The sequence below is a fragment of the Micromonospora purpureochromogenes genome (genome assembly GCF_900091515.1).
GTDB lineage: Bacteria > Actinomycetota > Actinomycetes > Mycobacteriales > Micromonosporaceae > Micromonospora > Micromonospora purpureochromogenes.
In genome coordinates this window covers 1251396-1276230 of sequence record NZ_LT607410.1, presented here as the reverse complement: position 1 = coordinate 1276230, position 24835 = coordinate 1251396, and the positions used below count along the sequence as shown (strand labels likewise).

Below are 24835 nucleotides of genomic sequence, written 5' to 3'. Positions count from 1 at the left end.
ATCCTCACCCTTCGCCCCACCCCCGAGGAGCCCGCCGTGGGCGCACCCGTAGTTCCCGCCGCCGAGGAGTCCCCCGGGCGCACCCCCGTGGCCCGCGCGGCCGACCGGGCGCTCGCCCGGCCACGCCGTCGAGCGCTCGCCGCCGTCGCGGCGCTGGTCGCGCTGCTCGCGGTCGGCGCCGCCGTCCTGGTCGACCTGCGCACCCCGGCGCCGCGTCCGGCGGACGCGCCGGCCGGCGAGTTCAGCGCCGCCCGGGCGTACCGGACGGTGCAGACCGTCGCGGCCCGCCCGCACGTCGCCGGCAGCCCGGCCAATGATCAGGTACGCGAGCACCTGGTGGGCGCGCTGCGCGGCCTCGGGCTGGAGACCGAGGTGCAGGACACCGTCGCCGACGAGGCGGGGCAGCTCAGCGGAGCCGCCGGTGGCGCCACCCTGGCCCGGGTACGCAACGTGGTGGCCCGGCTGCCCGGGACCGCCTCCACCGGGCGGGTCTTCCTGGTGGCGCACTACGACTCGGTGCAGTCCGGACCGGGCGGCAACGACGACGGCGCCGGCACCTCGACCATCCTGGAGGTGGCCCGCGCGCTGACCACCGGTCCCCGCCCGCGCAACGACATCGTCTTCGTGCTCACCGACGCCGAGGAGGCGTGCCTGTGCGGCGCGCAGGCGTTCGCGTCGAGCCATCCGCTGGCCGCGGACGGCGGGGTGGTGCTCAACCTGGAGGCGCGCGGCGCCACCGGTCCGGTGATCATGTTCGAGACCTCCCGGAACAACGCGCGACTGGTCGACGTCTTCGGTCGCGCCGCGCCGCACCCGGTGGGCACCTCGTTCGCGGTGGAGATCTACCGGGCGCTGCCGAACGACACCGACTTCACCGCTTTCCTGGACGCCGACTTCGTCGGGTTGAACTCGGCGTACATCGACGGAGGCGCGATCTACCACACCCCGCTGGACACCCCGGCGGCGATGGACCGGGGCAGCCTCCAGCAGCACGGGGACAACGCCCTCGGGCTGGCCCGGGAGTTCGGCCGTACCGACCTGACGGGCCTGCGCTCCGGCCACGACGCCACCTACTTCCCGGTCCCCGGCGGGCTGGTCCGCTACCCCGGCTGGCTGACCTGGCCGCTGGCCGCGCTGGCCGTGGCGGCGGTGCTGGCGCTGGCCTGGCTGGCCCGGCGACGGGGGCGGGTGACCAGCGGCCGGCTCGCCGCCGGCTTCGGGCTGGCCCTGGTGCCCATCGTCGTCGCGCCGCTCGCCGCCCAGCTGCTCTGGACCGCGATCACCGCGCTGCGTCCCGGCTACGCCGAGCTGCTCGACCCGTACCGGCCGACCTGGTACCGGCTGGCCGTGGTGGCGCTCGCCGCCGCGATCCTCGCCGCCTGGTACGCGCTGACCCGTCGCTGGGCCGGCCCGGCCGCGCTGGCCGTCGGTTCGCTGGGCTGGCTGGCCCTGCTCGGGGTGCTGCTGGCCGTGCTGGTGCCCGGCGGGGCGTACCTGGCGACCCTGCCGGCCCTGGCCGGCGCGGCCGCCGGCCTGGTCGCCGTGGCCACCCGGATCGACGGCCCGTGGCCGGTGCTGGCGGTGACGCTGGCCGGCGCGGTCGCCGTGGTGATCCTGCTGCCGACGGTGGTACTGCTCTTCCCGGCGCTGGGCATGGCGATGGGCGGCGTCGCGGCGCTCTTCGCGGTGCTGCTCGGCCTGGCCGCACTGCCGGTGGTGGACCTGCTGCACCCGGCCGCCGGCGGCCAGCGCGGGATGGTCGCGCTGCGCGCCCGCCGGCTGGGCGCGCTGCCGGCCGTCGCCGCCGGGCTCGCGGCGGTGGTGCTCGCCGGGGTCGGGCTGCGGGTGGACCGCTTCGACGCCGCGCATCCGGCACCCACCCACCTGATGTACGCCCTGGACGCCGGCACCGGCCAGGCGCGTTGGCTCAGCCACGAGGAGGACCCGCAGCCCTGGATCGACGGCTACGTGGACGGGCTGGCAAAGGTCGAGGACTTCCCCGGCCTCGGTGACGCCGAGCTGCGCGCCGGACCCGCCCCGGCGGCGAACCTGCCGGCACCGAAGCTGGAGGTCCTGGCCGACACCACCGTCGGCCAGCAGCGCACCCTGCGCCTGCGCCTGGTGCCCCAGCGGCCGGTCCGGCTGGCCACGTTGCACGTGGAGACCGCCGGGGCGGGCGGCGCGGGCATCGAGGCCGCGACGGTGGCCGGCCGGCCGGTGAAGATCGACCAGCGGCAGCCGGACGGCCGCTGGTGGGGCATCGTGTTCCACGCGCCGCCGCCGGAGGGGGTCGAGGTCACCCTCACCCTGGAGCCGCGCGGCGGCCAGGTGCTGCTGCGGGCGATGGACGCCAGCGACGGCCTCGACGGGCTGCCGGGTTTCCGGCCCCGCCCGGCGGACGTGGGCGTGGTCGGCTCGCACAGCTCGGAGATGCTGGCGGTGGCTCGGACGTATCCGTTGTAGCCGGACCGGCGGAGGCCGGTGTGCCGGTCGGGCCCTGTGGAGCTGATGTCACGAACGATTCAGGGAGCGCGCCGAGGGTGGAGCGCTGATGGCCATGACGGCGGTGTCGTCGGTGAGCCCGGCGCCGAAGGTGCCGAGCAGATCGGTGACGGCGGCGACGACGGTGGCGGCGTTGGTGGGGACGAGCGCGGCGGCGAATCGGGCGAGGGCTGCGGTTCCGTAACGGCCGTCGGGGGTCTCGCTGTTGGCGGTACGGGCCTCGGTGAGTCCGTCGCTGTAGAGGAGCAACGTGTCGCCGGGGTTCGCTACGACGGTGGTGTTGGTGTATCGGGAGTTCGGGAAGGCCCCCACGATGCGGCCCTTCGTGCATTGGTAGTTGGCGGAGCCGTCAGCGCTCAGCAGCAGCGGTTCGGGGTGTCCACCGCTGGCGATGAGCGCGGTGAACCCGCCGACGGCCGGGGTGGGGGTGAGGATGCCGCAGACGACCGTGCAGTAGCGCGCGTCCTCGCGGTATTCCTGCCAGAGCACGGTGTTGAGGTTGTGCAGCGCGGCGGCAGGGTCGGCGGTGTAGACGGTTGCGGCGCGCAACGTGTAGCGGGCCAGGGCGGTGACGGCTGCCGCTTCGACGCCTTTGCCGCTGACATCGCCGAGAAAGAATCCCCAGCGGCCGTCGTCGAGGGGGAACAGGTCGTAGAAGTCGCCGCCGACTTCGTCGGTGGAGGCCATCCGGTAGTACGCGGCGCTCTCCAGTCCGGGTGGCGTTTGCAGCACGGCGGGGAGCAGGCTTCGTTGCAGTTTGCCGACGAGTTGCCGTAGCCGTTCGTCCTCGCGCTCCGCGGCCCTGCGGGCGTCGAGGAGCTCTCGTTCATAACTGCGGCGTTCTCTGGCATCGAAAATGGCCGTGCGGATGAGTTGAGGTTGACCTTCGCTGCCGCCCTTGACGACGGAGGTGACGAGGACCGGCATGCGGGAGCCGTCCTTGGCGCGAAGGTCCAGGGCGATACCGCGGATCTCGCCCTGCATGGCCAGCATGGGTGCGAAGTGGGTTTCGTGATAGATGCGGCCCCCGCCGGTGAGCAGGTCGCTGAAGCGGCGCCGGCCGACGAGTTCCTCGCGGGTGTAGCCGAGCCATGCCAGCAGGGTGCTGTTGATCTTCGCAATGGTGCCGTCCAGGAGGGTGGACAGATTCCCGCAGGGCGCATTTTCGTACAGGTCTTCGAGGTTGTCTTCAAGCAACGAAGGGAACCTCGCCTCGCTCGGCCGGGCGCTCCCGTCATCGCCTGGACCCTGGCCGTAAGGATCACGCCCGGCAGCGGCGGTCACCGGTAAGCGGCCCTGACGAACGACGTGATCTCTGCAGCCGTGGCCTCCGGCGCGCTCAACTGGGGGCAGTGCCCGGTCGCGTCCAGGGTGACCAGCCGACTTCCGGCAATCTGCGCGTGCACGAACGCGCCGACCTCAGGCGGCGCGATGGCGTCCTGGGCGCATTGCAGGATCAGGGTGGGAACCTTCACGGCGGCGAGGTCGGCACGGTTGTCGGACAGGAACGTGGCGCGGGCGAACACCTGGGCCATGGCTGGGTCCGTCCGGCAGAAACTCGCCGTCAGCTCTGCACCCAACTCCGGCCGCTCCGGATTGCCCATGATCAGGGGGGCCATGCTCGACGACCAGCCGAGGTAGTTGCTGTCGAGCGACTCGAGCAACTCGTCGATGTCGTCGCGGGTGAAACCGCCTCGGTAGTTCGCGTCATCGATGTAGCACGGCGACGGGGTGACCAGCACGAGTGCGGAGAAGCGGTCCGGTTCGCGGTTTGCCGCGAGCACGCCGATGCTCGAACTGACCGAGTGTCCGACGAAGATCGGCTGCTGAAGGTCCAGGTCCTGGCAGATGCTCAGCACATCATCGGCGTAGCCGTCCAGGGAGGCGTACCGGTCGGCGTCCCAGGCCGCCGGATCGGCCTTGCCCGATCCGACGTGATCGAACAGCACCACCCGGGCCCATTGTCCGATTTCCGCAGTCACGTGGCGCCACATGTGCTGGTCGCAGCCGAAGCCGTGCGCGAGCACGACGGTGGGACCGTCCTCTCGACCGACCAACCTCACGTTGTTGCGGTTCCGCACGCGCATTCACCTATCTTCCATCACCCGCACCGTGGGACCAAGTGCCAGCTCACCTGGACAAACGCATTCGGGACGAAGGGTCCAGCCGTCGGCGAGACGGCGGCCGAGGACGTTCGGCGTGGTGTTCTCGTCCAGTCCGACGGGGGCCAGTGGCGCGAGCAGACGCGTGAAACCGCTACGCCGCCGCCGAGCTGAGGCTCGGCCGCCGACTGTCTGGCTCACGCCGTATCCGCCTCGGGGCTGACGCGAATCACGCCCGGACAGGGCACGCGCGCTGCAAAACTCGCTCAGTGGGTGGCAACCGGTGGTGGGAGCGGATGGGACCCGCCGTCGCGGTGGCCCCTGGGACCCGCGTGGACCGGTTCGAGGTCTTCTTCGACCTGGTCTTCGTCTTCTCGTTCTTCATCATCACCCGGGCCACCGCGGTGAACATCACCGGCCACAGCCTGCTGCACGGCATGCTGGTCCTCGCCGTGCTCTGGTGGTGCTGGGTCGTGCACACGGTGGTCGCGACCCGGGTCCGGCTCGGCGTGGGGTTCGTCCCGGCGCTGATGGTCGTCGGGATGGCCGCGCTGTTCTGCTTCGCGCTGTCCCTGCCGCAGGCGTTTGGTGACCCGGTGCAGTGGGCTATCGGGCCGGTGGTGGTCGCGGTGAGCTATCTGGTGCTCCGCGCCGTGCACCTGCTGCTGTACTGGCACGTCGCCGGGGAGAGACCCGGCGAGCGTCGCCTGTTGCTGAAGTACTCCCCCGAACTGGTGCTGAGCACCCTCCTGTTGCTGGGTGCCGCGCTGATCCCGCCGCAGATCGACGACCGGGGGCGGGCCGACCTGGTGCGCGACGGGCTCTGGATCGCCGTCGTCCTGTTGCAGTACGGCGCCGGCCTGGTCGCCAACACCTGGGGCTGGGTGCTGACCTCCGCCGAGCACTGGACCGAACGGTACGACCTCATCCTCATCATCGCCCTGGGTGAGTCGATCATCTCCGTCGGCGTCGGCGGCAACCTGCTCGGTGAGCCGGTCACCTGGCGGGGCGTCACCGCCGCGGTGCTCGGCATCTTCTTCACCGCCGCCCTGTGGTGGACGCACTTCGACATGATCGCTCCGGCCGCCCGCATCGCGCAGCACGCGGCGCAGGGCCGCCTCCGGGTCTCACTGGCGCGGGACGCCTACGCGTACTCACAGCTCGTCATGATCGCTGGGATCATCGTGTTCGCCCTCGGAGCAGAGACGATCGTGCGGCAGATCGCCGACCTCTCGATCAACCTCGCCGAGCCGACCCACGGCCCGGGCGTGCCGCTGCTGTTCGGCGGGGTGATCTGCTACCTCTGCGGCGGGATGCTGTTCCAACTGCGCGCCCTCGGCACGCTCTCCTGGACCCGCGTCGGCACGGTGCTCGTACTCGCGGCCGCCGTCCCCCTCGCCACACACCTCCCCGCAATGGCGGCGCTCAGCCTGCTGACGGCCATCTGCGTCGCGTTGGTGGCGACCGAGGTGGTGGTCATGGCGGACGCCCGCCGAGCCCTGCACGAGGCGGTCTTCGAGGAGAAGACCACCTACGAGAAGCACGAGGCCGACTGGCGGGCGCGCTGGCACCAGGGATCCCCGGACGAAAAGCCCCGGTGAGAGGCACAGCCGGGGCTCCTACTTCCAGCGGAAGTGCACGAAGAGCCGGCCGAAGTTCTTCGAGTCCTTCTCGACCCGGTGGTAGAGCTGCTTGACGTCCTTCTGGTCGAGGAACCGCAGCACCCGCTTCTTGAGCTGCCCGGAGCCCTTACCGGGGATGATTTCGACGAGGGTGGCCTTCTTCGCCACCGCCTCGTCCATGATCCCGCGCAGCGCCCGGTCGATGTCGTGCCCCTTGTTGAAGATCTCGTGCAGGTCCAGCTTCAGCTTCATGCCCCGCCCACCGCCAGGTCAGCTCCCATGCGCCCAATCGTAGGCGGGCCCGCGGCCGGCCTGCGGACACGCGTCGGGGCGGCCCCGCAGGGCCGCCCCGAGGATCGTGCGTCAGCGACCGAGCCCGACCCGGGTCTCCACCCGGCGCAGCGCGGTCGTGTAGTCGTCGTTGGTCGAATGCATCGCCGCGGCGATCCGCAGGTGCCGCAGCGCGTCCGCGTGCCGGTTCAGCCGCTCCAGGGTGCGACCCAGCACGTGGTGCGCGTAGTGGTCGCTCGGGTCCCGCTCGACCAGCTCGCGCAGCTGCTCCTCGGCCCGGTTGAGCTGGGCCGACTGGAAGTACGCGCGGGCCAGCAGCTGGCGTACCGAGGAGTTGCCGGGCTCGGCCTCCACGATCGGCTCCAGCAGCCGGGCCGCTCCGGTCGGGTCACCCGCTTCGAAGAACATGGTCGCCCGCCGGTACTCCGCCAGAAGATCCATCCCGACCCACCTCCTCCTGTCGAGCCGCCTCTCGTCCGACGCTGGCACAACACCGGCCGCACCGCGAGTGTTCCTGGAAACAGCGCTCAGGGGGCCGGGTCGTACCGGCCGTCGATCAGCTCCCAGGCCCGGACACCGCCCACGATCCCGGCCGTGTTCGGGACGACCACGACATCCTCGCCCATTCTGGCCAGCTGCTCCGGCCGGATCAGCCGGGAGTTGCCCCCGCCCAGGTAGAGCCGGTCCCAGCGGAACACCGGGCGCAGCCCCTCCACCACCTGCCGGATCCGGCGGGACCAGAACGCGTCGCCGAGCCGGCGCCGCTCCGGCTCCCCCACGTACGTGTCGTAGGTGGTGCCCCAGCGGACCGGCGCGTGCGACAGCTCCAGGTGCGGGGCGAGCCGCCCGCCGTCGAAGAGCGCGCTGCCCAGCCCGGTGCCGAGGGTCAGCACCAGTTCGCAGCCGGTCCCGGCGACCACCCCGGCCCCGTGCACCTCGGCGTCGTTGAGCACCAGCGCCGGCACCCCGAAGGCGTCGCCGAGCGCGCTGCGGACGTCGTACCCGGACCACTCGGCGACCAGGTCCGGGTCGACCCGGCTGCGTGGCCCGGACCTGGTCACGTAGTGCGGGGTGGCCACCACCACGCCGTGCCGGATCATGCCGGGCATCCCGACGGTCACCCGGTCCGCCGTCGGCAGCCGGGCGCCGAGTTCCACCAGCGTCTTGACGAAGAGCGCCGGCGGCAGGGGGTACGGCGTGGGCACCCGCAGCGGCCGGGCGCGCATCGTGCCGGCGGCATCCAGCACGCTCGCCTTGATCCCGCCACCGCCGCAGTCGATCGCCAGTGTGGTCACCACGGGAGTGAGTCTGCCTCGCGTCCCGGGCCCGCGTACCGCGGGTCGCCCGATCCGGCGCGCGCGGCGGCGACGGTACGCTCGGCTCCTCATGAGCGCCACGCTGATCGTCAAGGACCTCGCCGCCGGGCACGGTGACCGGCTGCTCTTCTCCGACCTGGAGCTGGTGGTCGCCCCCGGCGACGTGGTCGGGCTGGTCGGGGTCAACGGGGCCGGCAAGTCCACCCTGCTGCGCACCCTGGCCGGGCTGCTGCCGGTGGAGCTGGGCAGCGTGTCGCTGAACCCGCCCACCGCCACCGTCGGCTACCTGCCGCAGGAGCCCGAGCGCCGGCCGGGCGAGGCCGTCCGCGACTTCCTGGCCCGGCGCACCGGGGTCACCGCGGCGCAGGCCGCGCTGGACGCGGCCACCGAGGCGCTGACCGCGGGCGGGCCCGGCGCGGACGACGCGTACGCGGACGCGCTGGAGCGCTGGCTCGGTCTCGGCGGCGCGGACCTGGAGGAGCGCGCGGAGCAGGTCGCCGCGGAGCTGGGGCTGACCGTCGACCTGGACCACCCGATGACCGCCCTCTCCGGCGGCCAGGCGGCCCGGGCCGGGCTGGCGTCGCTGCTGCTCAGCCGGTACGACGTCTTCCTGCTCGACGAGCCCACCAACGACCTGGACCTGGCCGGTCTGGAACGGCTGGAGCGGTTCGTCACCGGGTTGCGCGCCGGCACGGTGCTGGTAAGCCACGACCGCGAGTTCCTGACCCGGACGGTGACCCGGGTGCTGGAGCTGGATCTCATCCAGCAGCAGGTCCGGCACTACGGCGGCGGGTACGCGGCGTACCTGGAGGAGCGCGAGGTGGCCCGCCGGCACGCCCGCGCCGACTACGAGGAGTACGCCGACACCCGCGCGGGGCTGGAGGCCCGGGCCCGCACCCAGCGCGCCTGGATGGAGAAGGGCGTGAAGAACGCCCGGCGCAAGGCCACCGACAACGACAAGATCGGCCGCAAGTTCCGGGCCGAGGCGACCGAGAAGCAGGCGGCGAAGGCGAAGCAGACCGAGCGGCTCATCGAGCGGCTGGACGCGGTCGAGGAGCCGCGGCGGGAGTGGGAGCTGCGGATGGAGATCGCCGCCGCCCCCCGCGCCGGCGCGGTGGTGGCCTCGCTGCGCGGCGCCGTCGTCCGCCGGGGCGGCTTCACCCTCGGACCGGTGGACCTCCAGATCGACTGGGCGGACCGGATGGCGATCACCGGGGCGAACGGCTCCGGCAAGAGCACCCTGCTCGCCGCGCTGCTGGGCCGGCTGCCGCTGGACGCCGGGCACGCCGCGCTCGGCCCGGGCGTGGTGGTCGGCGAGGTCGACCAGGCCCGGGGGCTCTTCCTCGGCGACCAACCCCTGGTGGACGCGTTCGGCGCGGCCGTACCCGAGCTGGCCCCGGCGGACGTGCGGACGCTGCTGGCCAAGTTCGGCCTGCGCGCGGAGCACGTGCTGCGGCCGGCGGCGACCCTCTCCCCCGGCGAACGGACCCGGGCGGCGCTGGCGCTGTTGCAGGGGCGCGGGGTCAACCTGCTGGTGCTCGACGAGCCGACCAACCACCTGGACCTGCCGGCGATCGAGCAGCTGGAGTCGGCGCTGGCGGGCTACCCGGGGACGCTGCTGCTAATCACCCATGACCGGCGGATGCTGGACGCGGTGAGCGTCAACCGGCGGCTGCGGGTGGACGCCGGACGGATCGCCGAGGATTGATCCGTGCCGACCGGCGCGCGGCAGGTGAGAATGAGCCCATGCTCAAGTGGGAGTACGCGCTGCTGGTGCGGCGACGTCAGGCGGCCACCAACGACATCGGCTGGGAGGTCGTCTTCGTCTGGTACGGCCCGGACGGCTCGATGGTCGACGTCACGCCGTACGGCGACACCGCGCTGGCCCACCTGAACCGGGCCGGCGACCAGGGCTGGGAGCTGGTGGCGATGAGCGAGGACCCGTCGCTGCCCGGCAACACCGAGCTGCACCGCTACCACCTCAAGCGGCCGAAGGCGAGCGCCGCGCCCCGCCAGCGGATCCGAGGCGGGGGCCGATCCGCCCGGCGCACCATTTCCGGCTGAATCGGGCGCGCCACGCATACCGGGCGGCGATGCGGGTATCGGCCGGCGGGAGGTGGCCATGGTCGCGCTGGCTCAGAAGCCGCCCTCGGCCGAGCGGCTGCGGGCGATCGACGGATTCCTCGCCGAGGCCTGGGCGGACCAGGTCCGCCACGACGAACGGCTGCGAGGGCTGGCCGTGGACGTGCGGTTCGACCGGGGGGTCGCCCACCTGACCGGTGCGGTGGCCGAGCCGGCCGAGCTGCGGATGGTCCGCGACCTGGTGGGCCGGCTGGCCGGTGTCTACGGCGTGTGGTGCCGGGTCGGCGTGGGCGGCCGGGAGCCGGTGGTGGTGGACCTGGGCTGCGGCGGCCAGAAGCAGTACCCGACCAACCTGGGGCTGGACATCTTCCCGGCACCCGGGGTGAACGCCGTGGCGGACCTGTCCGGCTCGCTGCCGCTGGCCGACGACTCGGTCGACGTCTTCTTCGCGGTGCACATCCTGGAACACCTGATCGACTTCCTGCCGCTGGTGGACGAGTGCCACCGGGCACTGCGTCCGGGCGGCGTGCTGCACGTGATGAGCCCCTGGTGGGGACACGTCAACGCGGTGGCCGACCCGACCCACGTACGCCTGCTCGACGTGCAGACGATCAAGGGCATCTGCGGGCAGCGCCCGCTGGGCACCCCGCGCTGGTACCCCCTGCACGCCGGCTGCGACGGCGCCTCCATCTTCGCCGACCTCACCCCCCTCCCCCCGACCGAGCCCCCACCCTCCCCCTCCCACCTGGCCCGCTTCTTCGCCTGACCCCGGACCCCCGACTCCCCCCGTTGATCATGAAGTTATTGCCCGCGGCACGCCGATAGGCCGGGCAACAACTTCAACGAGGGTCGGGGGGTGGGAGGCGGGAGGAGCCGGGGGGTTAGTGGGGGTGGGTGCTTTCGCGGGGGGTTAGGCGGTAGGGGGCGGTGAGGTCGCGGGGTGGGGTTTCGCGGTCGCCGTCGATGCGGGCGGCCAGCAGCTCGACGGCCAGGCGGCCGATGCGCTCCTTGTCGGGTGCGATGGTGGTCAGCGTGGGCACGCTGAACCGGCCGTCCTCGATGTCGTCGAAGCCGGCCACCGCGACGTCCTCGGGCACTCGCAGGCCGGCCTCGTGCAGGGCGCGTAGGGCGCCGAGGGCGAGGGTGTCGTTGAAGCAGAAGACGGCGTCGGGGCGTACCCCGGTGGCGAGCAGGTGGCGGACGGCGGCGGCGCCGTCCGCGCGGTGCCAGGCCGGCGCGGGCGCCACCAGGGCCTCGTCGTAGGCGATGCCGGCGTCGGCGAGCGCGACGGCGTAGCCGGCCAGGCGCAGCCGGGCGCTGGCGCCCTCGGGGGTGCGCTGCGACCCGACGGCGGCGATCCGGCGGCGACCGAGGCCGACGAGGTGAGCGGTGATCTCCCGCGCGGCGGCCACGTTGTCGATGCCCACGTGGTCGGCCGGGCCGTGGTCCACCCGCTCGCCGAGCAGCACCATCGGCGTGCCGTCCAGACCGGCGAGGTCCTCGGCGGTGAGCGCGAGCGGACTGAGGATCAGGCCGTCGATCATGTGGTCGCCGATGCCGGCGGCGGCCACCCGCTCACGCTCGGCCCCGCCGCCGGTCTGGTCGATCAGCACGGTCCAGCCGCGTTCGGCGGCGGCGGTGACGACGTGCCGGGCCAGTTCGGCGAAGTACGGGATGTCCAGCTCCGGCACGGCCAGCGCGATCACGCCGGTACGCCCCTTGCGCAGGTTGCGGGCGGAGAGGTTGGGCCGGTAGTTGAGCTCGGCGATGGCCTCCTCGACCCGGGCCCGGGTGTCCGGCCGGACGTGCAGGTAGCCGTTGACCACGTTCGAGACCGTCTTGACCGACACCCCGGCCCGCTCGGCCACGTCCTTGAGCCTGTGTCGCACGCTCTCGTCCTCCCCGCCGGTCGTCGTCCCCGGACTCTATCGCGCGACGGCCTCTTTACAACGTTGCTTACAACGTTGTACAAACCTGTGGTACGGCGTGACGGCAGTCACCCGGTACGACAGAGGAAAGGTGGCATCCCTTGCGCAACGCCCGGCTGACGATCGATCCGGCCTTCGCGATCGGCCCCGCTGACCGGCGGCTCTTCGGCTCCTTCGTCGAGCACATGGGGCGCTGCGTCTACGGCGGGGTCTACGAGCCCGGCCACCCGACCGCCGACTCGCGCGGCCTGCGCGGCGACGTGCTCTCGCTCACCCGTGAGCTGGGCGTCTCCGTGGTCCGCTACCCCGGCGGCAACTTCGTCTCCGGGTACCGCTGGGAGGACGGCGTCGGCCCGGTCGGCGACCGCCCGCGCCGGCTCGACCTGGCCTGGAAGACCATCGAGACCAACGCCTTCGGGCTCGACGAGTTCATGACCTGGGCCGCCGAGGCCGACGTCGAGCCGATGATGGCGGTCAACCTGGGCACCCGGGGCGTGCAGGAGGCCTGCGACCTGCTGGAGTACGCCAACCACCCGGGCGGCACCCAGCTGTCGGACCTGCGCCGCAAGCACGGCGCCGAGGAGCCGTACGGGGTGCGGCTCTGGTGCCTCGGCAACGAGCTGGACGGCCCGTGGCAGGTCGGCCACAAGACCGCCGACGAGTACGGCCGGCTCGCCGCCGAGACCGCCCGGGCGATGAAGATGATCGACCCCTCGATCAGCCTGGTCGCCTGCGGCAGCTCCAACCGGCGGATGCCCACCTACGCCTCCTGGGAGGCGACGGTGCTGGAGCACACCTACGAGCACGTCGACTACATCTCCGCGCACACCTACTACGACCCGTCCGACGGCGACCGGGCCAGCATCCTCGCCTCGGCGGTGGACATGGACAACTTCATCCGCGAGGTGGTCGCCACCGCCGACCACGTGGCCGCCAAGCAGCGGCAGCAGCGCAAGCTCAAGGTCTCCTTCGACGAGTGGAACGTCTGGTACGAGTCCCGGCTCAAGGCCGACCTGGACCGGCGCGGCTGGGTCGAGGCGCCCGCACTGATCGAGGACGACTTCACCGCGGTCGACGCGGTGGTCGTCGGTGACCTGCTGATCACCCTGCTCCGGCACGCCGACCGGGTCGGCGTCGCCTGCCAGGCGCAGCTGGCCAACGTGATCGCCCCGATCCGCACCCGTACCGGCGGGCCGGCCTGGCGGCAGAGCATCTTCCACCCGTTCGCCCTCACCGCCCGGTACGCCCGAGGCACCGTGCTGCGCACCGAGCCGGTCGCGCCGGACTACGAGACGAAGCGGTTCGGCGCGGTGCCGGTGCTGGACACCGTGGCGGTGCACGACGAGGAGTCCGGCGAGCTGACCGTCTTCGCGGTCAACCGAGGCTCCGACGATCTGCCGCTCGACCTCGACCTGCGCGGCCTGCCCGGCCTGCGCGCGGTCGAACACCTGAGTCTCGCCGCCGGGGACGACCCGGAGGCGATCAACACCGAGGCCGAGCCCGACCGGGTGACGCCTCGCGCACTACCCACCCCCACCCTCGACGGCGGCCGGTGCTCCGTGCGCCTGCCCGCGGTCTCCTGGAACGTGCTGCGCTTCGCGTCTCGGCTCTGACCAGGGAATACTTTGTCCCGTCCCCCAAGGAGAGAACCGCATGATGCACAACGAAATGAGCCGCCGGCGCCTGCTCGGGCTCGGCGTGGGCCTCGGCGCGGCCGCTTCGCTGACCCTGGCCGGTTGCGGCGGCGGCAGCGCCAGCAAGTCGACCGCGACCGGCAACGGTGGCAAGGAGTACACCGGCCCCAAGGTCTCGCTGAACCTGTGGAACGGCTTCACCGGCGGTGACGGCGACATCTTCAAGAAGCTCGTCGAGCAGTTCAACTCCGAGCACCAGAACATCGCGATCGCGGTGAACACGTACCGCTGGGAGGACTACTACAGCAAGCTCCCCGGTGCGGTCTCCAGCGGCTCCGGCCCGGACATCGCGGTCATGCACATGGACCAGCTGGCCACCTTCGCCGCCCGCGGCGTGATCACCGAGCTGGACGACGTGGCCAAGGCGCTGGAGCTCAGCGAGGGCGACTTCGCGCCGACCGTCTGGAAGGGCGGGCTGTACAACAACAAGCGGTACGGCATCCCGCTGGACATGCACCCGCTCGGCTTCTACTACAACAAGGCCGTGATGCAGAAGGCCGGCCTGGACCCGAACAAGCCGCCGACCACGCGGGACGAGTTCACCGCCGCGCTGACCGAGCTGAAGAAGTCCGGCGTGCAGGGCTTCTGGATCAGCCCGTTCCAGTTCACCGGCGGCATGACGTTCTACTCGCTGCTGCACCAGTGGGGCGGCAGCCTCTTCGACGCCGAGGTCACCAAGGCGACCTTCAACTCCGACCCGGCGATCGAGGCGTGCACCTGGCTGGTCGACCTCATCAAGCAGGGGCACTCGCCGTCGAACGTCGGCCAGGACGCCGACTACCTCGCCCTCAAGAGCGGCAAGAACGCCTTCAACTTCAACGGCATCTGGCAGATCAACGACATCGCCAAGGACCCGAACGCGCAGATCGGCGTCGCCGAGCTGCCGCAGATCGGCAGCCAGAAGGCCGCCTGGGCGAACTCGCACAACTTCACCATCGTCAAGCAGCGCAGCGCCGACAACAACAAGATCTCCGGCGCGAAGGTGTTCATCAACTGGCTCAGCGAGCACTCGCTGGACTGGGCGAAGGGCGGCCAGGTCCCGGCCCGCAAGGAGGTCCGGGAGGGCGCCGACTTCAAGGCCATCCCGAACGTCGCCACGCTCGCCCCGGAGCTGGAGTACGCGGCCTTCCCGCCGGCCGCTCCCGGGCTGGGCGAGGTGATGACCACCTTCTACACCTCGTTCAACGAGGCGGCGCTGGGCAAGAAGTCGCCCAAGCAGGCCCTGGACGACGGCGTGGCCAAGGCCAACAAGCAGCTGGAGGACAACCGCAAGAAGTACGGGAGCTGATTTCCCGTGGCGGACGTGATCGAGGTCGGGGCGGCGCGCAGGGACGCGCCGCCCCCGGCGGGCGGGAAGAGCCGCCGGGGCGCGACGGAGCGGGGCAGCCGCGCGACCCCGTACCTCTTCCTCGCGCCGTACCTGCTGCTCTTCCTGGCGTTCGGGCTGCTGCCGATCCTCTTCGGCGTCTGGCTGAGCGTCCACCAGTGGGACCTGCAACTGCCCAACCGGCCCTTCGTCGGGCTGGACAACTACGGTGACCTCTTCGACAGCGAGTCGGCCATCTACGGCGACTGGTGGTCGAGCGTCCGGGCCACCGCGATCTTCACGGTCTTCTCGGTGCCGCTGCTGGTGGTCATCCCGCTGGGGCTGGCGCTGCTGCTCAACCGGTCGTTCCCGGGGCGGACGTTCTTCCGGGCGATCTACTTCGCGCCGTACGTCCTCGGGGTGGCGGTGATCGGCCTGCTCTGGCGCTTCCTGCTCGATGCCAACCTGGGCCTGGTCAACCGGCTGCTCGGCGCGGTCGGCCTGCCGTCGGACACCCCGTGGGTGACCGACGTGCCGTGGGCCTGGGTGTCGCTGGTCGGGGTGACCGTCTGGTGGACCTCCGGGTTCAACGCGGTGATCTACCTGGCCGGCCTGCAGGACATCTCGCCGGAGCTCTACGAGGCGGCGAGGATGGACGGCGCGAACGCCTGGGACCGGTTCCGCAACGTCACCCTGCCCGGGCTGCGCCCGGTGATGCTCTTCGTGCTGACCACCACGATCCTCGCCTCGGCGAACGTCTTCGGGCAGTCGTTCCTGATCACCCAGGGCGCGCCGGGCCAGCAGACCCGCACTGTGGTCTGGCGGATCGTGGACGAGGGGCTGCGGGACAACGACGCGGGCCGGGCCGCGGCGATGAGCATCGTCTTCGCGCTGGCGCTCACGGTGATCAGCATCGTCAACTTCCGGTTCTTCCGGTACCGGGAAGACTGAGGGGCCGACCATGACGACTCTCCGCCGCTTCACGCGCTACGCGGTCCTGGTGCTCCTGGCCCTGGTCTTCCTGACCCCGCTGGTCTGGATGGCGATCACCTCGGTGAAGACCTACGGCGACGCGCAGAAGATCCCGCCGAGCTTCGTGCCCGACCCGTTCTCGACCTACGGCTACGAGCAGATCCTCGGCAATACCTCGAACCCGGTGCTGCGTTGGTTCGTCAACAGCATGCTGGCGGCCGCCCTGCACGCGCTGCTGGTGCTGGTCACCGCCTCGATGGCCGCGTACGCGCTGGCCCGGCTCCGGTTCCGCGGCCGGGCGGTCGGCTTCGCGCTGATCGTCGGGACCCTGTTCATCCCGCCCACCTCGCTGATCATCCCGAACTTCGTGATCGCCGACCGGCTGGGCTGGCTGGACACCCTGACCGTGGTGATCGTGCCCGGCGCGGCCAGCGCCTTCGGGGTGTTCTTCCTGCGGCAGTTCTTCCTCAGCATCCCCGCCGAACTGGAGGAGGCGGCGGTGCTGGACGGCGCCAACCACTGGCAGATCTTCACGCAGGTGCTGCTGCCGCTCTCCAAGCCGGCCCTGGCCACGCTGGCCGTGCTGTCGTTCCTGACCAACTGGAACGACTTCCTCTGGCCGATCTACGTGCTGTTCAGCCCGGAGCGGCTGACCCTGCCGGCGGGCCTGGGCCTGCTCCAGGGCGCCTACGTCAGCGACTACCCGGTGATCATGGCCGGGGCGGTGCTGGCCAGCGTGCCGGTGCTGATCCTCTTCGTGGCGGCCCAGCGGCACATCATCCAGGGCGTCTCGCGCAGCGGCCTGAAGGGATGAGCGCCGGGCATGCCCGGCTACGCGGTGCGGCGGCGGTCCTCGCCGCCGCACTGCTCGTCGCCGGCTGCGGCGAGAACGGTGCGAACGACCCGACGAGCACGCGGAGCGACCCGAGCATGTTCACCAACCCCGTGGTACGCGTCGACGCCCCCGACCCGCAGGTGATGCGGGCCGGTGACGCCTGGTGGCTGTTCCACACCAACAGCGGCGGCCGCAACGTGCCGGTGCGGCGCTCGGCCGACCTGGTCGACTGGAGCGAGGCCGAGGACGCCCTGCCCGAGCTGCCCGACTGGGCGGACCCGGGGAAGACCTGGGCGCCGGAGGCGATCCAACTCGCCCCGGACCGGTTCCTGCTCTACTACACCGTCGCCGGGCGGGATTCCGGCCGGCAGTGCGTGGGGCGGGCGGTGGCCACCAGTCCGCAGGGGCCGTACCGGGACGACTCGACCGAGCCGTTCATCTGCCAGGCCGAGCTGGGCGGGGCGATCGACGCCAGCCCGTTCCGGGACACCGACGGCAGCCTCTGGCTGCTCTGGAAGAACGACGGCAACGCGATCGGGGTGGACACCTGGCTCTGGTCGCAGCGCCTGTCCGACGACGGGCTGAAGCTCGTCGGCGAGCCGACGAAGCTGCTGAAGCAGACCGAGCCGTGGGAGGGCACCCTGATCGAGGGCTCGTTCTTCCACCGCCACGACGGGCGGTTGTACCTCTTCTTCGCCGCCAACGCGTACGACCGGGCCACCTACGCCGAGGGCTACGCGGTCTGCGAGAGCCCGACCGGCCCCTGTGTGAAGGCGGCCGAGAACCCGATCCTGAAGACCAACGAGGTCGCCTCCGGCCCCGGCCACGCCTCGATGGTCGTCAAGGACGGCCGGACCTGGCTGGTCTACCACGCCTGGCCGCCCGGCCAGGAGGGCAGCACCGACCCCGGCCGCCAGGTCTGGCTCGACGAGGTCACCTGGGAGAACGGCAAACCCGTCGTGAACGGCCCCACCGCCACCCCCCAACCCCGCCCCTGACGCCCCCACCCCCGCACCCCGCTGGGGCGCACTTTCACGGAAAGAGTGGCTATCCGAGGCGGGATAGCCACTCTTTCCGTGAAAGAGGCCCCTCAGGGGGTCAGCTGGCGGGTGCGGGGGGGTGGGGGTGGGGTCGGCGGTGGCGAGGCGGTTGCGGCGGTAGCCGTAGCCGAAGTAGATGACCGCGCCGAGCAGCATCCAGATCAGGAACCGGATCCAGGTCTCCACCGACAGGTTGAGCATCAGGTAGAGGCAGGCCAGCGCCGAGACGATGGGCAGCACCGGGGAGAACGGCACCTTGAACGGCCGGTCCAGGTCGGGGCGCTTGCGGCGCAGGATCGGCACCGCGACCGAGACCAGCACGAACGCGCAGAGCGCGCCGATGCTGACCAGGTCGGCCAGGGCCGACAGCGGCAGGAAGCCGGCGAGCAGCGCGACCGCCACCGTCATCACCGCGGAGATCCGGTACGGGGTGCCCCAGCGGGGGTGCACCTTGGCGATCGACGGCGGGATCAGGCCGTCCCGGGAGATGGCGAAGCCGATCCGGCCCATGGCCACCAGGTCGACCAGGATCACGCTGGTCAGGCCGGCGATGGCCGCGATGGAGACCAGTACGCCGGCCCAGCCCGCGCCGGCCGCCTTGAAGGCCGAGGCGATCGGGGCGCCCCGGTCGATCTCGGTGTAGGGCACCATGCCGACCACGACCAGCGAGACGCCGATGTACAGCACGGTGGAGATCAGCAGCGTGCCGAGCAGGCCCAGGGTGAGGTCGCGCTTGGGACGGCGGGTCTCCTCGCCGAGGTTCGCCACGGCCTCGAAGCCGGTGTACGCGAAGAAGACCACCGCGGCGGCGCTGAGCACCCCGACGAAGCCGAAAACCGAGGGCTCCAGCCCGAACAGCGCCTGGGTTACGGGCTGCTTGATGCCGTCGTCGGCGGCGCCGGCGGGCTCCGCCGGCGGGATGAACGGGGTGAGGTTGGCGGCCTTCACGAAGAACAGCCCGGCGGCCACGATGAAGACGCAGATGGCGACCTTGACCAGCACCAGCAGGTTGGTGACCCGGGCGGACTCCCGGATGCCGACGATGGCGACCACGCCGAGCAGCAGCACGATGCCGATCGCGCCGAGGTTGACCACGCTGCCCTCCTCGCCGAACCAGGCGGTGGGCAGGCCGAAGAGTTCGGCGAGGTAGCCGGACCAGCCGCGGGCCACCACCGCCGCGCCGAGGGCGAACTCCAGCAGCAGGTCCCAGCCGATGATCCAGGCGACGATCTCGCCCATCGTCGCGTACGCGTAGGTGTAGGCGCTGCCGGCGGTCGGCACGCTGGAGGCCAGCTCGGCGTAGCAGAGCGCGGCGAGCAGCGCGACCACCCCGGCGATGGCGAACGAGATCACCACGCCGGGCCCGGCGCTGTCGCGGGCCTCGATGCCGGTCAGCGTGAAGATGCCGGTGCCGATCACGATGCCGATGCCGAAGCCGGTGAGGTCGCGCGCGCCGAGGTGGCGCTTCAGCCCGAGCTTGCCGTCGCTCCCGTCGGCCTCGCCGTGGGCCAGCACGTCCTTGATCGGTTTGGTGCGCAGCACGGACACCGCGTTCACCCCTTCCTTGACCGCCCCCGTGGCGGCCGGTGACCGGCGATGCTACCCAGGACGGACCCTCCCCAATCGCCACTTCACGGGCCGATCGGACGCTGACCCGGCGTGTGGGGACCGTCACGGTTCGCACGGGTGGTCGGTGTCGCCCCTCCGCCGGGTCGGCCGGTATCCGGACATCCAGGTCGGACCCTTGCGCGAAGCCCATCAGGTGTGAAAATTTCCTACCAGCGGTAGATAGCCGCTGGCGAATCTTGCCACGGACGCCGCGACAACCGGGAGCCCGACGAAGGGACACACCGCATGAAGGCAACTCGGCTCCGAGCCGCCGGGCTGGCCGTGGCACTGCTCGGCGCGCTGGTCGCCGGCTCGCCCGCGAGCGCCGCACCGGACACCGCGGCCACCGAACCCGCCACCACCGACTGCAGCACCGACCCGGCCACCCCGAAGCGCCAGTTCCGGGCCATGTGGATCGCGTCGGTCACCAACATCGACTGGCCCAGCAAGGCCTCGCAGACCGCCCCCGACCAGGTCGCCAAGCAGCAGGCCGAGTACCTGGCCTGGCTCGACCTGGCGCAGCAGCTCAACCACAACGCCGTCGTCGTCCAGGTCCGGCCGACCGCGGACGCGTTCTGGCCCTCGCCGTACGAGCCGTGGTCGGAGTACCTCACCGGGGTGCGCGGCCAGGACCCGGGCTGGGACCCGCTGAAGTTCCTCGTCACCGAGTCGCACAAGCGGAACCTGGAGTTCCACGCCTGGTTCAACCCGTACCGGGTCTCCATGCCGGCTCCGGGCGGCGCCGGCGCGGACCTCACCAAGCTCGCGCCGAACCACCCGGCGCGGCAGCACCCGGAGTGGACCTTCGCCTACCCGCCGGCTGGCGTGGCCGGCAGCCGGCTCTACTACAACCCCGGCATCCCGGAGGTCCGCGAGTTCGTCCAGACCGCGATGATGGACGCGGTCAGCCGGTACGACATCGACGGCGTGCACTTCGACGACTACTTCTACCCGTACCCGAGCGGCACCCACCAGGTGCCGGACGACGCCACCTTCGCCGCCCACAACCGAGGCTTCACCGACAAGGCGGACTGGCGGCGGGACAACATCAACCTGCTGATCCAGGAGATGAACGCCAAGATCAAGGCGGTCAAGCCGTGGGTGAAGTTCGGGGTCAGCCCGTTCGGCATCTGGCGTAACAAGTCGGCCGACCCACTGGGCTCGGACACCACCGGCAGCCAGTCGTACGACATCATCTCCGCCGACACCCGCACCTGGGTCAAGCAGGAGTGGATCGACTACGTGGTGCCGCAGCTCTACTGGTACATCGGCCAGTACCCGGCCGCCGACTACGCCCGGCTGGTGCCGTGGTGGGCCGAGACGGTACGCGGCACCCGGGTGCAGCTCTACATCGGCCAGGCCGACTACAAGAGCGGCGAACCGGCGTACGGGCCGTTCTGGCAGAACCCGCGCGAGCTGTCCGATCACCTGACGCTCAACCGGTCGTACCCGGAGGTGCTCGGCAACGTGCACTTCTCCGCCGTGCAGGTGCGGGCCAACCGGCTCGGCGCGACCGACATCTACGCCGCCGAGCACTACTCCCGCCCGGCGCTGGTGCCGGCGATGCCGCACCTGCCCGCCAAGCCGCTGCTGCCCCCGCTGGTCACCGGGGCGGAGCGGTCCGCCGACGGAGTGTGGCTGAGCTGGCGGCAGCCGGCCGACGGCCAGGGTCCGTTCGGCGACGCCACCTCGTACGCGGTCTACCGCTTCGACTCGGGCGAGCGGGTGGACGCCTGCGGCTTCGCCGACGCGTCCCACCTGGTCGGCACCCTGCGCGCCGACTATGCCACCGCGGCGCAGTCCTTCGTGGACGACACGGCGGAGCCGGGGCGGACGTACACGTACCACGTGACCGCGCTGGACCGGCTCTGGAACGAGAGCCTGCCCAGCCCGGCGCGGGTGGTGCGCTGACCCAATCGCGAATGCCCCGGGCGGTCACCGCCCGGGGCATTCGTCTGTTTCATCGTCTGTCATCAATAGTACCCGCCGGTAACACATCGAGGCATGGGAATTGCTCGAAACTGGTCGCACCCATGGTGATCCACCGGTCACCGGTCGTAGGCCACCCCCGCGGAGGTACCCGAATGCCCAGACGACTCGCCACCCTCTTCGCCGCCGGCGCGTTCGCACTGCTCGCCATGCTCGGCGTGAGCTCGCCCGCGTTCGCGGTGACCCCCGAGCAGAAGCTCTCGGTGCTCTCCAGCTGGACACAGACCAGCGCCACCAGCTACAACGCCTGGAACTCCGCCCGGCTGAACAAGGCCGCCTGGTCCGACTACGCCTTCGACTGGTCCACCGACTACTGCTCGTCCAGCCCGGACAACCCGCTCGGGTTCAACTTCAGCCTCTCCTGCTACCGGCACGACTTCGGCTACCGCAACTACAAGGCCATGGGCCAGTTCTCGGCGAACAAGTCCCGCCTCGACAGCGCCTTCTACGCGGACCTGAAGCGCGTCTGCGCCACGTACAACATCGTCGTCCGGCCGGCCTGCTACAGCCTGGCCTGGACGTACTACGAGGCGGTCAGCGTCTTCGGCTCCGTAGCCGCCGTCCAGCAGTCCGACATCGACCGGGCCGCCCGGATGAAGGCCGACGCGGAGCGCCGCGCCGCCCTGCGCGGCTGACCCCGCCGCCGTCGACTCCGCCGGGCGTCCCCGACCGGGGCGCCCGGCGGCGTCAGGCCCGCTCCCGGCGGTCCAGCTCCTGCCGGCCCGGGCCGCCCTGCCGGGGCGCGGCCGCCCCGGCGGAGCGGAACCGGATCGAGTCCGCCCCCAGATCGGGGTGCTCCACCGCCAACGCCAGCGCCGCCGCCTCCTCCAGGCCCAGCTCACCCCCCTCGCCGTACGCGGCGTCGAAGGCGGCGTCGCCGAGCACCCGGCGCAGCTCGGCCTGGCGCTCCAGCCAGTAGCTGCCGTATATGCCCGGGGTGGCCCGCAGCTGCGCCCGGGTCGCCTGCGCCGCGCCGAAGAGTCGGGCAGCCGTGCCCAGCTCACCGCCGACGGCGCAGCGGACCGCCACCGCGTTGACCGTGTCGCAGGCCCGGCCGTGGTAGCCGTGGCTCATCAGGGACCGGAGCGCCACCAGCAGGTGCTCGTGCGCGGCGACCAGATCACCCCGGGCCAGGGCGACCATGCCGAGCAGCATGTCCACCGACCGCCGGCCCCGCTCGACCGGCCGCGCCGCCTCCACCGGACGGGCCGCGCCGAGCAGCTCCGCCGCCTCGTTCAGCGCGCCCCGCCGCCACAGCAGCTCCGCCAGGTTGTAGACGGCGAAGAGCGCGTCGCCGGTCACCTGCTGCTCGTGCGCCCAGTCGATCACCTCGCGGCAGACCCGCTCCGCCTCGGCGAACTGCCCCATGTCGATCAGCGGCGCCGCCCGCCCGGCCAGCACCCGGGCGAGCAGCCCGGCGTCACCGGCCTGCCGGGCCGCCGCCTCGGCCCGCTGCGAGTAGCGCAGCTCCTCGGCGAACTCACCGTCCGCGCCGGCGTGCAGCGAGTGCAGGTGGTACGCCGCCGCCAGCTCCGCCTCCGGGATCGCCTCGCCGGTCTCGGCCATCCGCCCGTAGAGCCGGAACAGCCAGAGCCGCGCCTCCCGGGACAGCCCCCGCTCCCGCCACCACTGGTCCAGCCCGCCGGCCAGCCGCAACCCGGCCCGGGCGCTGCCCCCGGTGGCGCACCAGCGCAGGGCGGCCCGCAGCTCACTGGCCAGCGGGTCGAGCGCGTACAGCGAGAGGGTCACCGGTTGGCCGTCCGGTCCCAGGTGGGCGCTCTCCAGTGCGTGCGCCGACCAGGCGACGTGCCGGTCCCGCGCGGCCTGCTCCTCGCCGGCCTCCACCAGCCGGCGGGCCGCGTACGCCCGGATCGGGTCGAGCATCCGGTAGGTGCTGCCCGACGCGTGCGGCTCGGCCAGCAGCATCGACTTGTCCACCAGCACCGACAGCGGGTCGAGCGGGTCGTCGTCGAGCAGCCACTCCACGGTGGACAGCTCCACCGGGCCGGCGAAGACCGCCAGCCAGCGCAGCAGCCGCGACGCGCGCGGCCCCAACGTCCGGTACGACCAGGTGACAGTCGCCTGCATGGTGAGGTGCCGCTCGGTGGCGGAACGCTGCACCGCCCGGTGCGCGGCCGACGGGGGCACGCTCCCGGCCGCCGCGGCGGCCAGGTCCACGGTGTCCTGCTGGTTGCCCGTCCAGCCCCGGCCCGCCGGCAGCTCCGGCACGACCCGCCCGGCGTCCAGGGTGCCGAGCACGTCGTCGAGGCGGGCGGCGAGCTGCCCGGCGGAGAGCACCCGGAGCCGGGCGGCGGCCAGCTCGATCGCCAACGGGAGGCCGTCCAGCCGCCGCACCACCCGACGCAGGTCACCGGCCTCCGCCCAGTCCGGCGGCCGGCCGCCCCGGGCCGCCGCCGTCCGGTCCAGCAGCAGCGCCACCGCGTCGCTCTCGGTACGCCCCGGCTGCGGGTCCACCGAGAGCGGCGGGATGCGCCAGACCACCTCGCCGGGCAGGCCGAAGGACTCCCGGCTGGTGGCCAGCGCCCGCACCCCGCTCCCGCCGGCGAGCAGCCGGGAGATCACCTCGGCGCAGGCCGCCGGCTGGGCGTCGCAGGTGTCCAGCACCACCAGCATCTGCCGGGCGGCGGCGTACTCGACCAGGGTGTCCAGCATCGGGCGGCCCGGCTCGGGGCGCAGCCCGAGCACCGCGGCGACGGCGAACGCCACCAGCCCCGGGTCGGTGACGGTGGCGATGTCGACGAACCACACGCCGTCCGGGTGCGCCTCGACCATCCCGCCGGCCAGCTCGACGGCCATCCGGGTCTTGCCGGCGCCGCCGGCACCGAGCACCGTGACCAGCCGGTGCCGGCGGACCAGCAGGTCGAGCTCCGCCCGCTCGGTCTCCCGGCCGATGAAGGAGGTGACCTGGGTGGGCAGGTTGTGCGGCACCGCGTCGGCGGTGCGCGGCCGGGGGAACTGCCGTTCCAGGCCGGGCGCGAGGAGCTGGAAGAGCCGCTCCCGGTCGTCGAAGCCGCGCAGCCGGTGCAGGCCGAGGTCCAGCAGGGACGCGCCGGACGGCAGCGGTTCGGCGTGCCGGGCGGTCGCCGCCGAGCAGAGCACCTGTCCACCGTGGGCGGCGGCGGCCACCCGGGCGGCCCGGTGCACCTCGGGGCTGGCGTACTCGCCGTCGCGGGGCTCCGCGTAGCCGGTGTGCAGCCCCATCCGCACCCTGGGGGTGGCCTCCGGGGTGGGCCAGTCGTGGGTGGACAGCGCGCGTTGGGCGGTCAGGCAGGCGGTCAGCGCCGCCGCCGCGTCGGGAAAGGCGAGGAAGAACGAGTCGCCCTCGGTCAGCAGCTCCGCGCCGTCGGTGCCGGCGAGGGTGTCCCGGAGCAGCCGGCGATGCTCCCACAGCACGGGGCGGTAGCCCGACCCGAGCAGCTGGGCCAGCCGGGTCGAACCCTCGATGTCGGTGAACACGAAGGTCACCCACCCGCTCGGGAGGTGGATCCGTGGCGACATGCGTGGAACCTCCGCCCCTGACGTCGGCT

The 24835-nt window shown here is 72.2% G+C and carries 18 protein-coding genes and 2 pseudogenes; 12 read left to right on the top strand and 8 right to left on the bottom strand.

Going from position 1 to position 24835, the window contains the following annotated elements:
• Positions 1 to 36: 36 nt before the first annotated feature.
• Positions 37 to 2463, top strand: a complete 2427-nt coding sequence (locus GA0074696_RS05930) for a M28 family peptidase (protein WP_407940553.1) — start codon at positions 37 to 39, stop codon at positions 2461 to 2463.
• A gap of 48 nt (positions 2464 to 2511) precedes the next feature.
• Here the strand turns inward: GA0074696_RS05930 and GA0074696_RS05925 are convergent, their stop codons facing one another.
• Together GA0074696_RS05925 and GA0074696_RS05920 are read right to left on the bottom strand one after the other, a co-directional pair.
• Positions 2512 to 3699, bottom strand: coding sequence for a PP2C family protein-serine/threonine phosphatase (locus tag GA0074696_RS05925; RefSeq protein ID WP_231925275.1), 1188 nt, complete (start codon positions 3697 to 3699; stop codon positions 2512 to 2514).
• A gap of 83 nt (positions 3700 to 3782) precedes the next feature.
• Positions 3783 to 4589, bottom strand: coding sequence for an alpha/beta fold hydrolase (locus tag GA0074696_RS05920; RefSeq protein ID WP_088960166.1), 807 nt, complete (start codon positions 4587 to 4589; stop codon positions 3783 to 3785).
• Between the two features lie 347 nt (positions 4590 to 4936).
• Here GA0074696_RS05920 and GA0074696_RS05915 point away from each other — a divergent pair, with 347 nt between their 5' ends.
• Positions 4937 to 6205 (top strand): low temperature requirement protein A, encoded by a 1269-nt coding sequence (locus GA0074696_RS05915; protein WP_407940552.1) that lies wholly within the window; start codon positions 4937 to 4939, stop codon positions 6203 to 6205.
• A gap of 18 nt (positions 6206 to 6223) precedes the next feature.
• Here the strand turns inward: GA0074696_RS05915 and GA0074696_RS05910 are convergent, their stop codons facing one another.
• The 3 genes from GA0074696_RS05910 to GA0074696_RS05900 all read right to left on the bottom strand — a co-directional run bounded on the left by GA0074696_RS05910 (position 6224) and on the right by GA0074696_RS05900 (position 7815).
• The gene (locus GA0074696_RS05910; RefSeq protein WP_030329768.1) at positions 6224 to 6478 is read right to left on the bottom strand and encodes a Smr/MutS family protein; all 255 of its coding nucleotides are present in this window, start codon (positions 6476 to 6478) and stop codon (positions 6224 to 6226) included.
• 111 nt (positions 6479 to 6589) lie between these two features.
• Positions 6590 to 6958, bottom strand: a complete 369-nt coding sequence (locus GA0074696_RS05905) for a tetratricopeptide repeat protein (protein WP_088960164.1) — start codon at positions 6956 to 6958, stop codon at positions 6590 to 6592.
• 86 nt (positions 6959 to 7044) lie between these two features.
• Positions 7045 to 7815 carry an ROK family protein gene (locus tag GA0074696_RS05900; protein ID WP_088960163.1) on the bottom strand — a complete coding sequence of 257 codons (771 nt, stop codon included), beginning with the start codon at positions 7813 to 7815 and terminating at the stop codon, positions 7045 to 7047.
• A gap of 88 nt (positions 7816 to 7903) precedes the next feature.
• On the opposite strand from GA0074696_RS05900, the gene GA0074696_RS05895 reads away from it, so the two are divergent.
• The 3 genes and pseudogenes from GA0074696_RS05895 to GA0074696_RS05885 all read left to right on the top strand — a co-directional run bounded on the left by GA0074696_RS05895 (position 7904) and on the right by GA0074696_RS05885 (position 10681).
• A complete protein-coding gene (locus tag GA0074696_RS05895; RefSeq protein WP_088960162.1) occupies positions 7904 to 9541 on the top strand; it encodes an ABC-F family ATP-binding cassette domain-containing protein in 1638 nt (545 codons plus the stop codon).
• A gap of 38 nt (positions 9542 to 9579) precedes the next feature.
• Positions 9580 to 9825: pseudogene (locus GA0074696_RS05890) on the top strand (hypothetical protein); the annotation flags it as partial.
• Positions 9826 to 9955: 130 nt separating this feature from the next.
• Positions 9956 to 10681, top strand: coding sequence for a methyltransferase domain-containing protein (locus tag GA0074696_RS05885; RefSeq protein WP_088960160.1), 726 nt, complete (start codon positions 9956 to 9958; stop codon positions 10679 to 10681).
• A gap of 115 nt (positions 10682 to 10796) precedes the next feature.
• Here GA0074696_RS05885 and GA0074696_RS05880 read toward each other — a convergent pair whose 3' ends face one another.
• The gene (locus tag GA0074696_RS05880) at positions 10797 to 11804 is read right to left on the bottom strand and encodes a LacI family DNA-binding transcriptional regulator (protein ID WP_088960159.1); all 1008 of its coding nucleotides are present in this window, start codon (positions 11802 to 11804) and stop codon (positions 10797 to 10799) included.
• Positions 11805 to 11944: 140 nt separating this feature from the next.
• Between GA0074696_RS05880 and arfA the strand changes: the two genes are divergently transcribed.
• Genes arfA through GA0074696_RS05855 form a run of 5 tightly spaced genes read left to right on the top strand, consistent with a single transcriptional unit; the run spans position 11945 to position 17648 of the window.
• Positions 11945 to 13456, top strand: coding sequence for an arabinosylfuranosidase ArfA (arfA, locus tag GA0074696_RS05875; RefSeq protein WP_088960158.1), 1512 nt, complete (start codon positions 11945 to 11947; stop codon positions 13454 to 13456).
• Between the two features lie 40 nt (positions 13457 to 13496).
• The gene (locus GA0074696_RS05870) at positions 13497 to 14825 is read left to right on the top strand and encodes an ABC transporter substrate-binding protein (protein ID WP_088960157.1); all 1329 of its coding nucleotides are present in this window, start codon (positions 13497 to 13499) and stop codon (positions 14823 to 14825) included.
• Between the two features lie 6 nt (positions 14826 to 14831).
• Complete coding sequence (locus GA0074696_RS05865) at positions 14832 to 15794, top strand: carbohydrate ABC transporter permease (protein ID WP_088960156.1); 963 nt, start codon at positions 14832 to 14834, stop codon at positions 15792 to 15794.
• 10 nt (positions 15795 to 15804) lie between these two features.
• The gene (locus GA0074696_RS05860) at positions 15805 to 16629 is read left to right on the top strand and encodes a carbohydrate ABC transporter permease (RefSeq protein ID WP_088960155.1); all 825 of its coding nucleotides are present in this window, start codon (positions 15805 to 15807) and stop codon (positions 16627 to 16629) included.
• Positions 16626 to 17648 (top strand): glycoside hydrolase family 43 protein, encoded by a 1023-nt coding sequence (locus tag GA0074696_RS05855; protein WP_088964381.1) that lies wholly within the window; start codon positions 16626 to 16628, stop codon positions 17646 to 17648. Before GA0074696_RS05860 ends, GA0074696_RS05855 begins: the two co-directional genes overlap by 4 nt.
• Before the next feature lie 165 nt (positions 17649 to 17813).
• Here GA0074696_RS05855 and GA0074696_RS05850 read toward each other — a convergent pair.
• Positions 17814 to 19205, bottom strand: a pseudogene (locus GA0074696_RS05850) (amino acid permease); the annotation flags it as partial.
• Positions 19206 to 19544: 339 nt separating this feature from the next.
• Between GA0074696_RS05850 and GA0074696_RS05845 the strand changes: the two are divergent.
• The gene (locus tag GA0074696_RS05845; RefSeq protein ID WP_088960154.1) at positions 19545 to 21209 is read left to right on the top strand and encodes a glycoside hydrolase family 10 protein; all 1665 of its coding nucleotides are present in this window, start codon (positions 19545 to 19547) and stop codon (positions 21207 to 21209) included.
• Positions 21210 to 21382: 173 nt separating this feature from the next.
• Positions 21383 to 21922, top strand: a complete 540-nt coding sequence (locus GA0074696_RS05840; protein ID WP_088960153.1) for a phospholipase — start codon at positions 21383 to 21385, stop codon at positions 21920 to 21922.
• A 52-nt stretch (positions 21923 to 21974) separates the two neighbouring features.
• On the opposite strand, the gene GA0074696_RS05835 is transcribed toward GA0074696_RS05840, so the two are convergent.
• The gene (locus GA0074696_RS05835; RefSeq protein WP_088960152.1) at positions 21975 to 24806 is read right to left on the bottom strand and encodes an ATP-binding protein; all 2832 of its coding nucleotides are present in this window, start codon (positions 24804 to 24806) and stop codon (positions 21975 to 21977) included.
• Positions 24807 to 24835 lie beyond the last annotated feature (29 nt).

Coding starts and splice junctions, on each gene's coding strand:
- GA0074696_RS05905 (WP_088960164.1), bottom strand. CDS start 6,958: ATGGATCTTCTGGCGGAGTACCGGCGGGCGACCATGTTCTTCGAAGCG.
- GA0074696_RS05840 (WP_088960153.1), top strand. CDS start 21,383: ATGCCCAGACGACTCGCCACCCTCTTCGCCGCCGGCGCGTTCGCACTG.
- GA0074696_RS05860 (WP_088960155.1), top strand. CDS start 15,805: ATGACGACTCTCCGCCGCTTCACGCGCTACGCGGTCCTGGTGCTCCTG.
- GA0074696_RS05885 (WP_088960160.1), top strand. CDS start 9,956: ATGGTCGCGCTGGCTCAGAAGCCGCCCTCGGCCGAGCGGCTGCGGGCG.
- GA0074696_RS05835 (WP_088960152.1), bottom strand. CDS start 24,806: ATGTCGCCACGGATCCACCTCCCGAGCGGGTGGGTGACCTTCGTGTTC.
- GA0074696_RS05870 (WP_088960157.1), top strand. CDS start 13,497: ATGATGCACAACGAAATGAGCCGCCGGCGCCTGCTCGGGCTCGGCGTG.
- GA0074696_RS05910 (WP_030329768.1), bottom strand. CDS start 6,478: ATGAAGCTGAAGCTGGACCTGCACGAGATCTTCAACAAGGGGCACGAC.
- GA0074696_RS05855 (WP_088964381.1), top strand. CDS start 16,626: ATGAGCGCCGGGCATGCCCGGCTACGCGGTGCGGCGGCGGTCCTCGCC.
- GA0074696_RS05845 (WP_088960154.1), top strand. CDS start 19,545: ATGAAGGCAACTCGGCTCCGAGCCGCCGGGCTGGCCGTGGCACTGCTC.
- GA0074696_RS05895 (WP_088960162.1), top strand. CDS start 7,904: ATGAGCGCCACGCTGATCGTCAAGGACCTCGCCGCCGGGCACGGTGAC.
- GA0074696_RS05920 (WP_088960166.1), bottom strand. CDS start 4,589: ATGCGCGTGCGGAACCGCAACAACGTGAGGTTGGTCGGTCGAGAGGAC.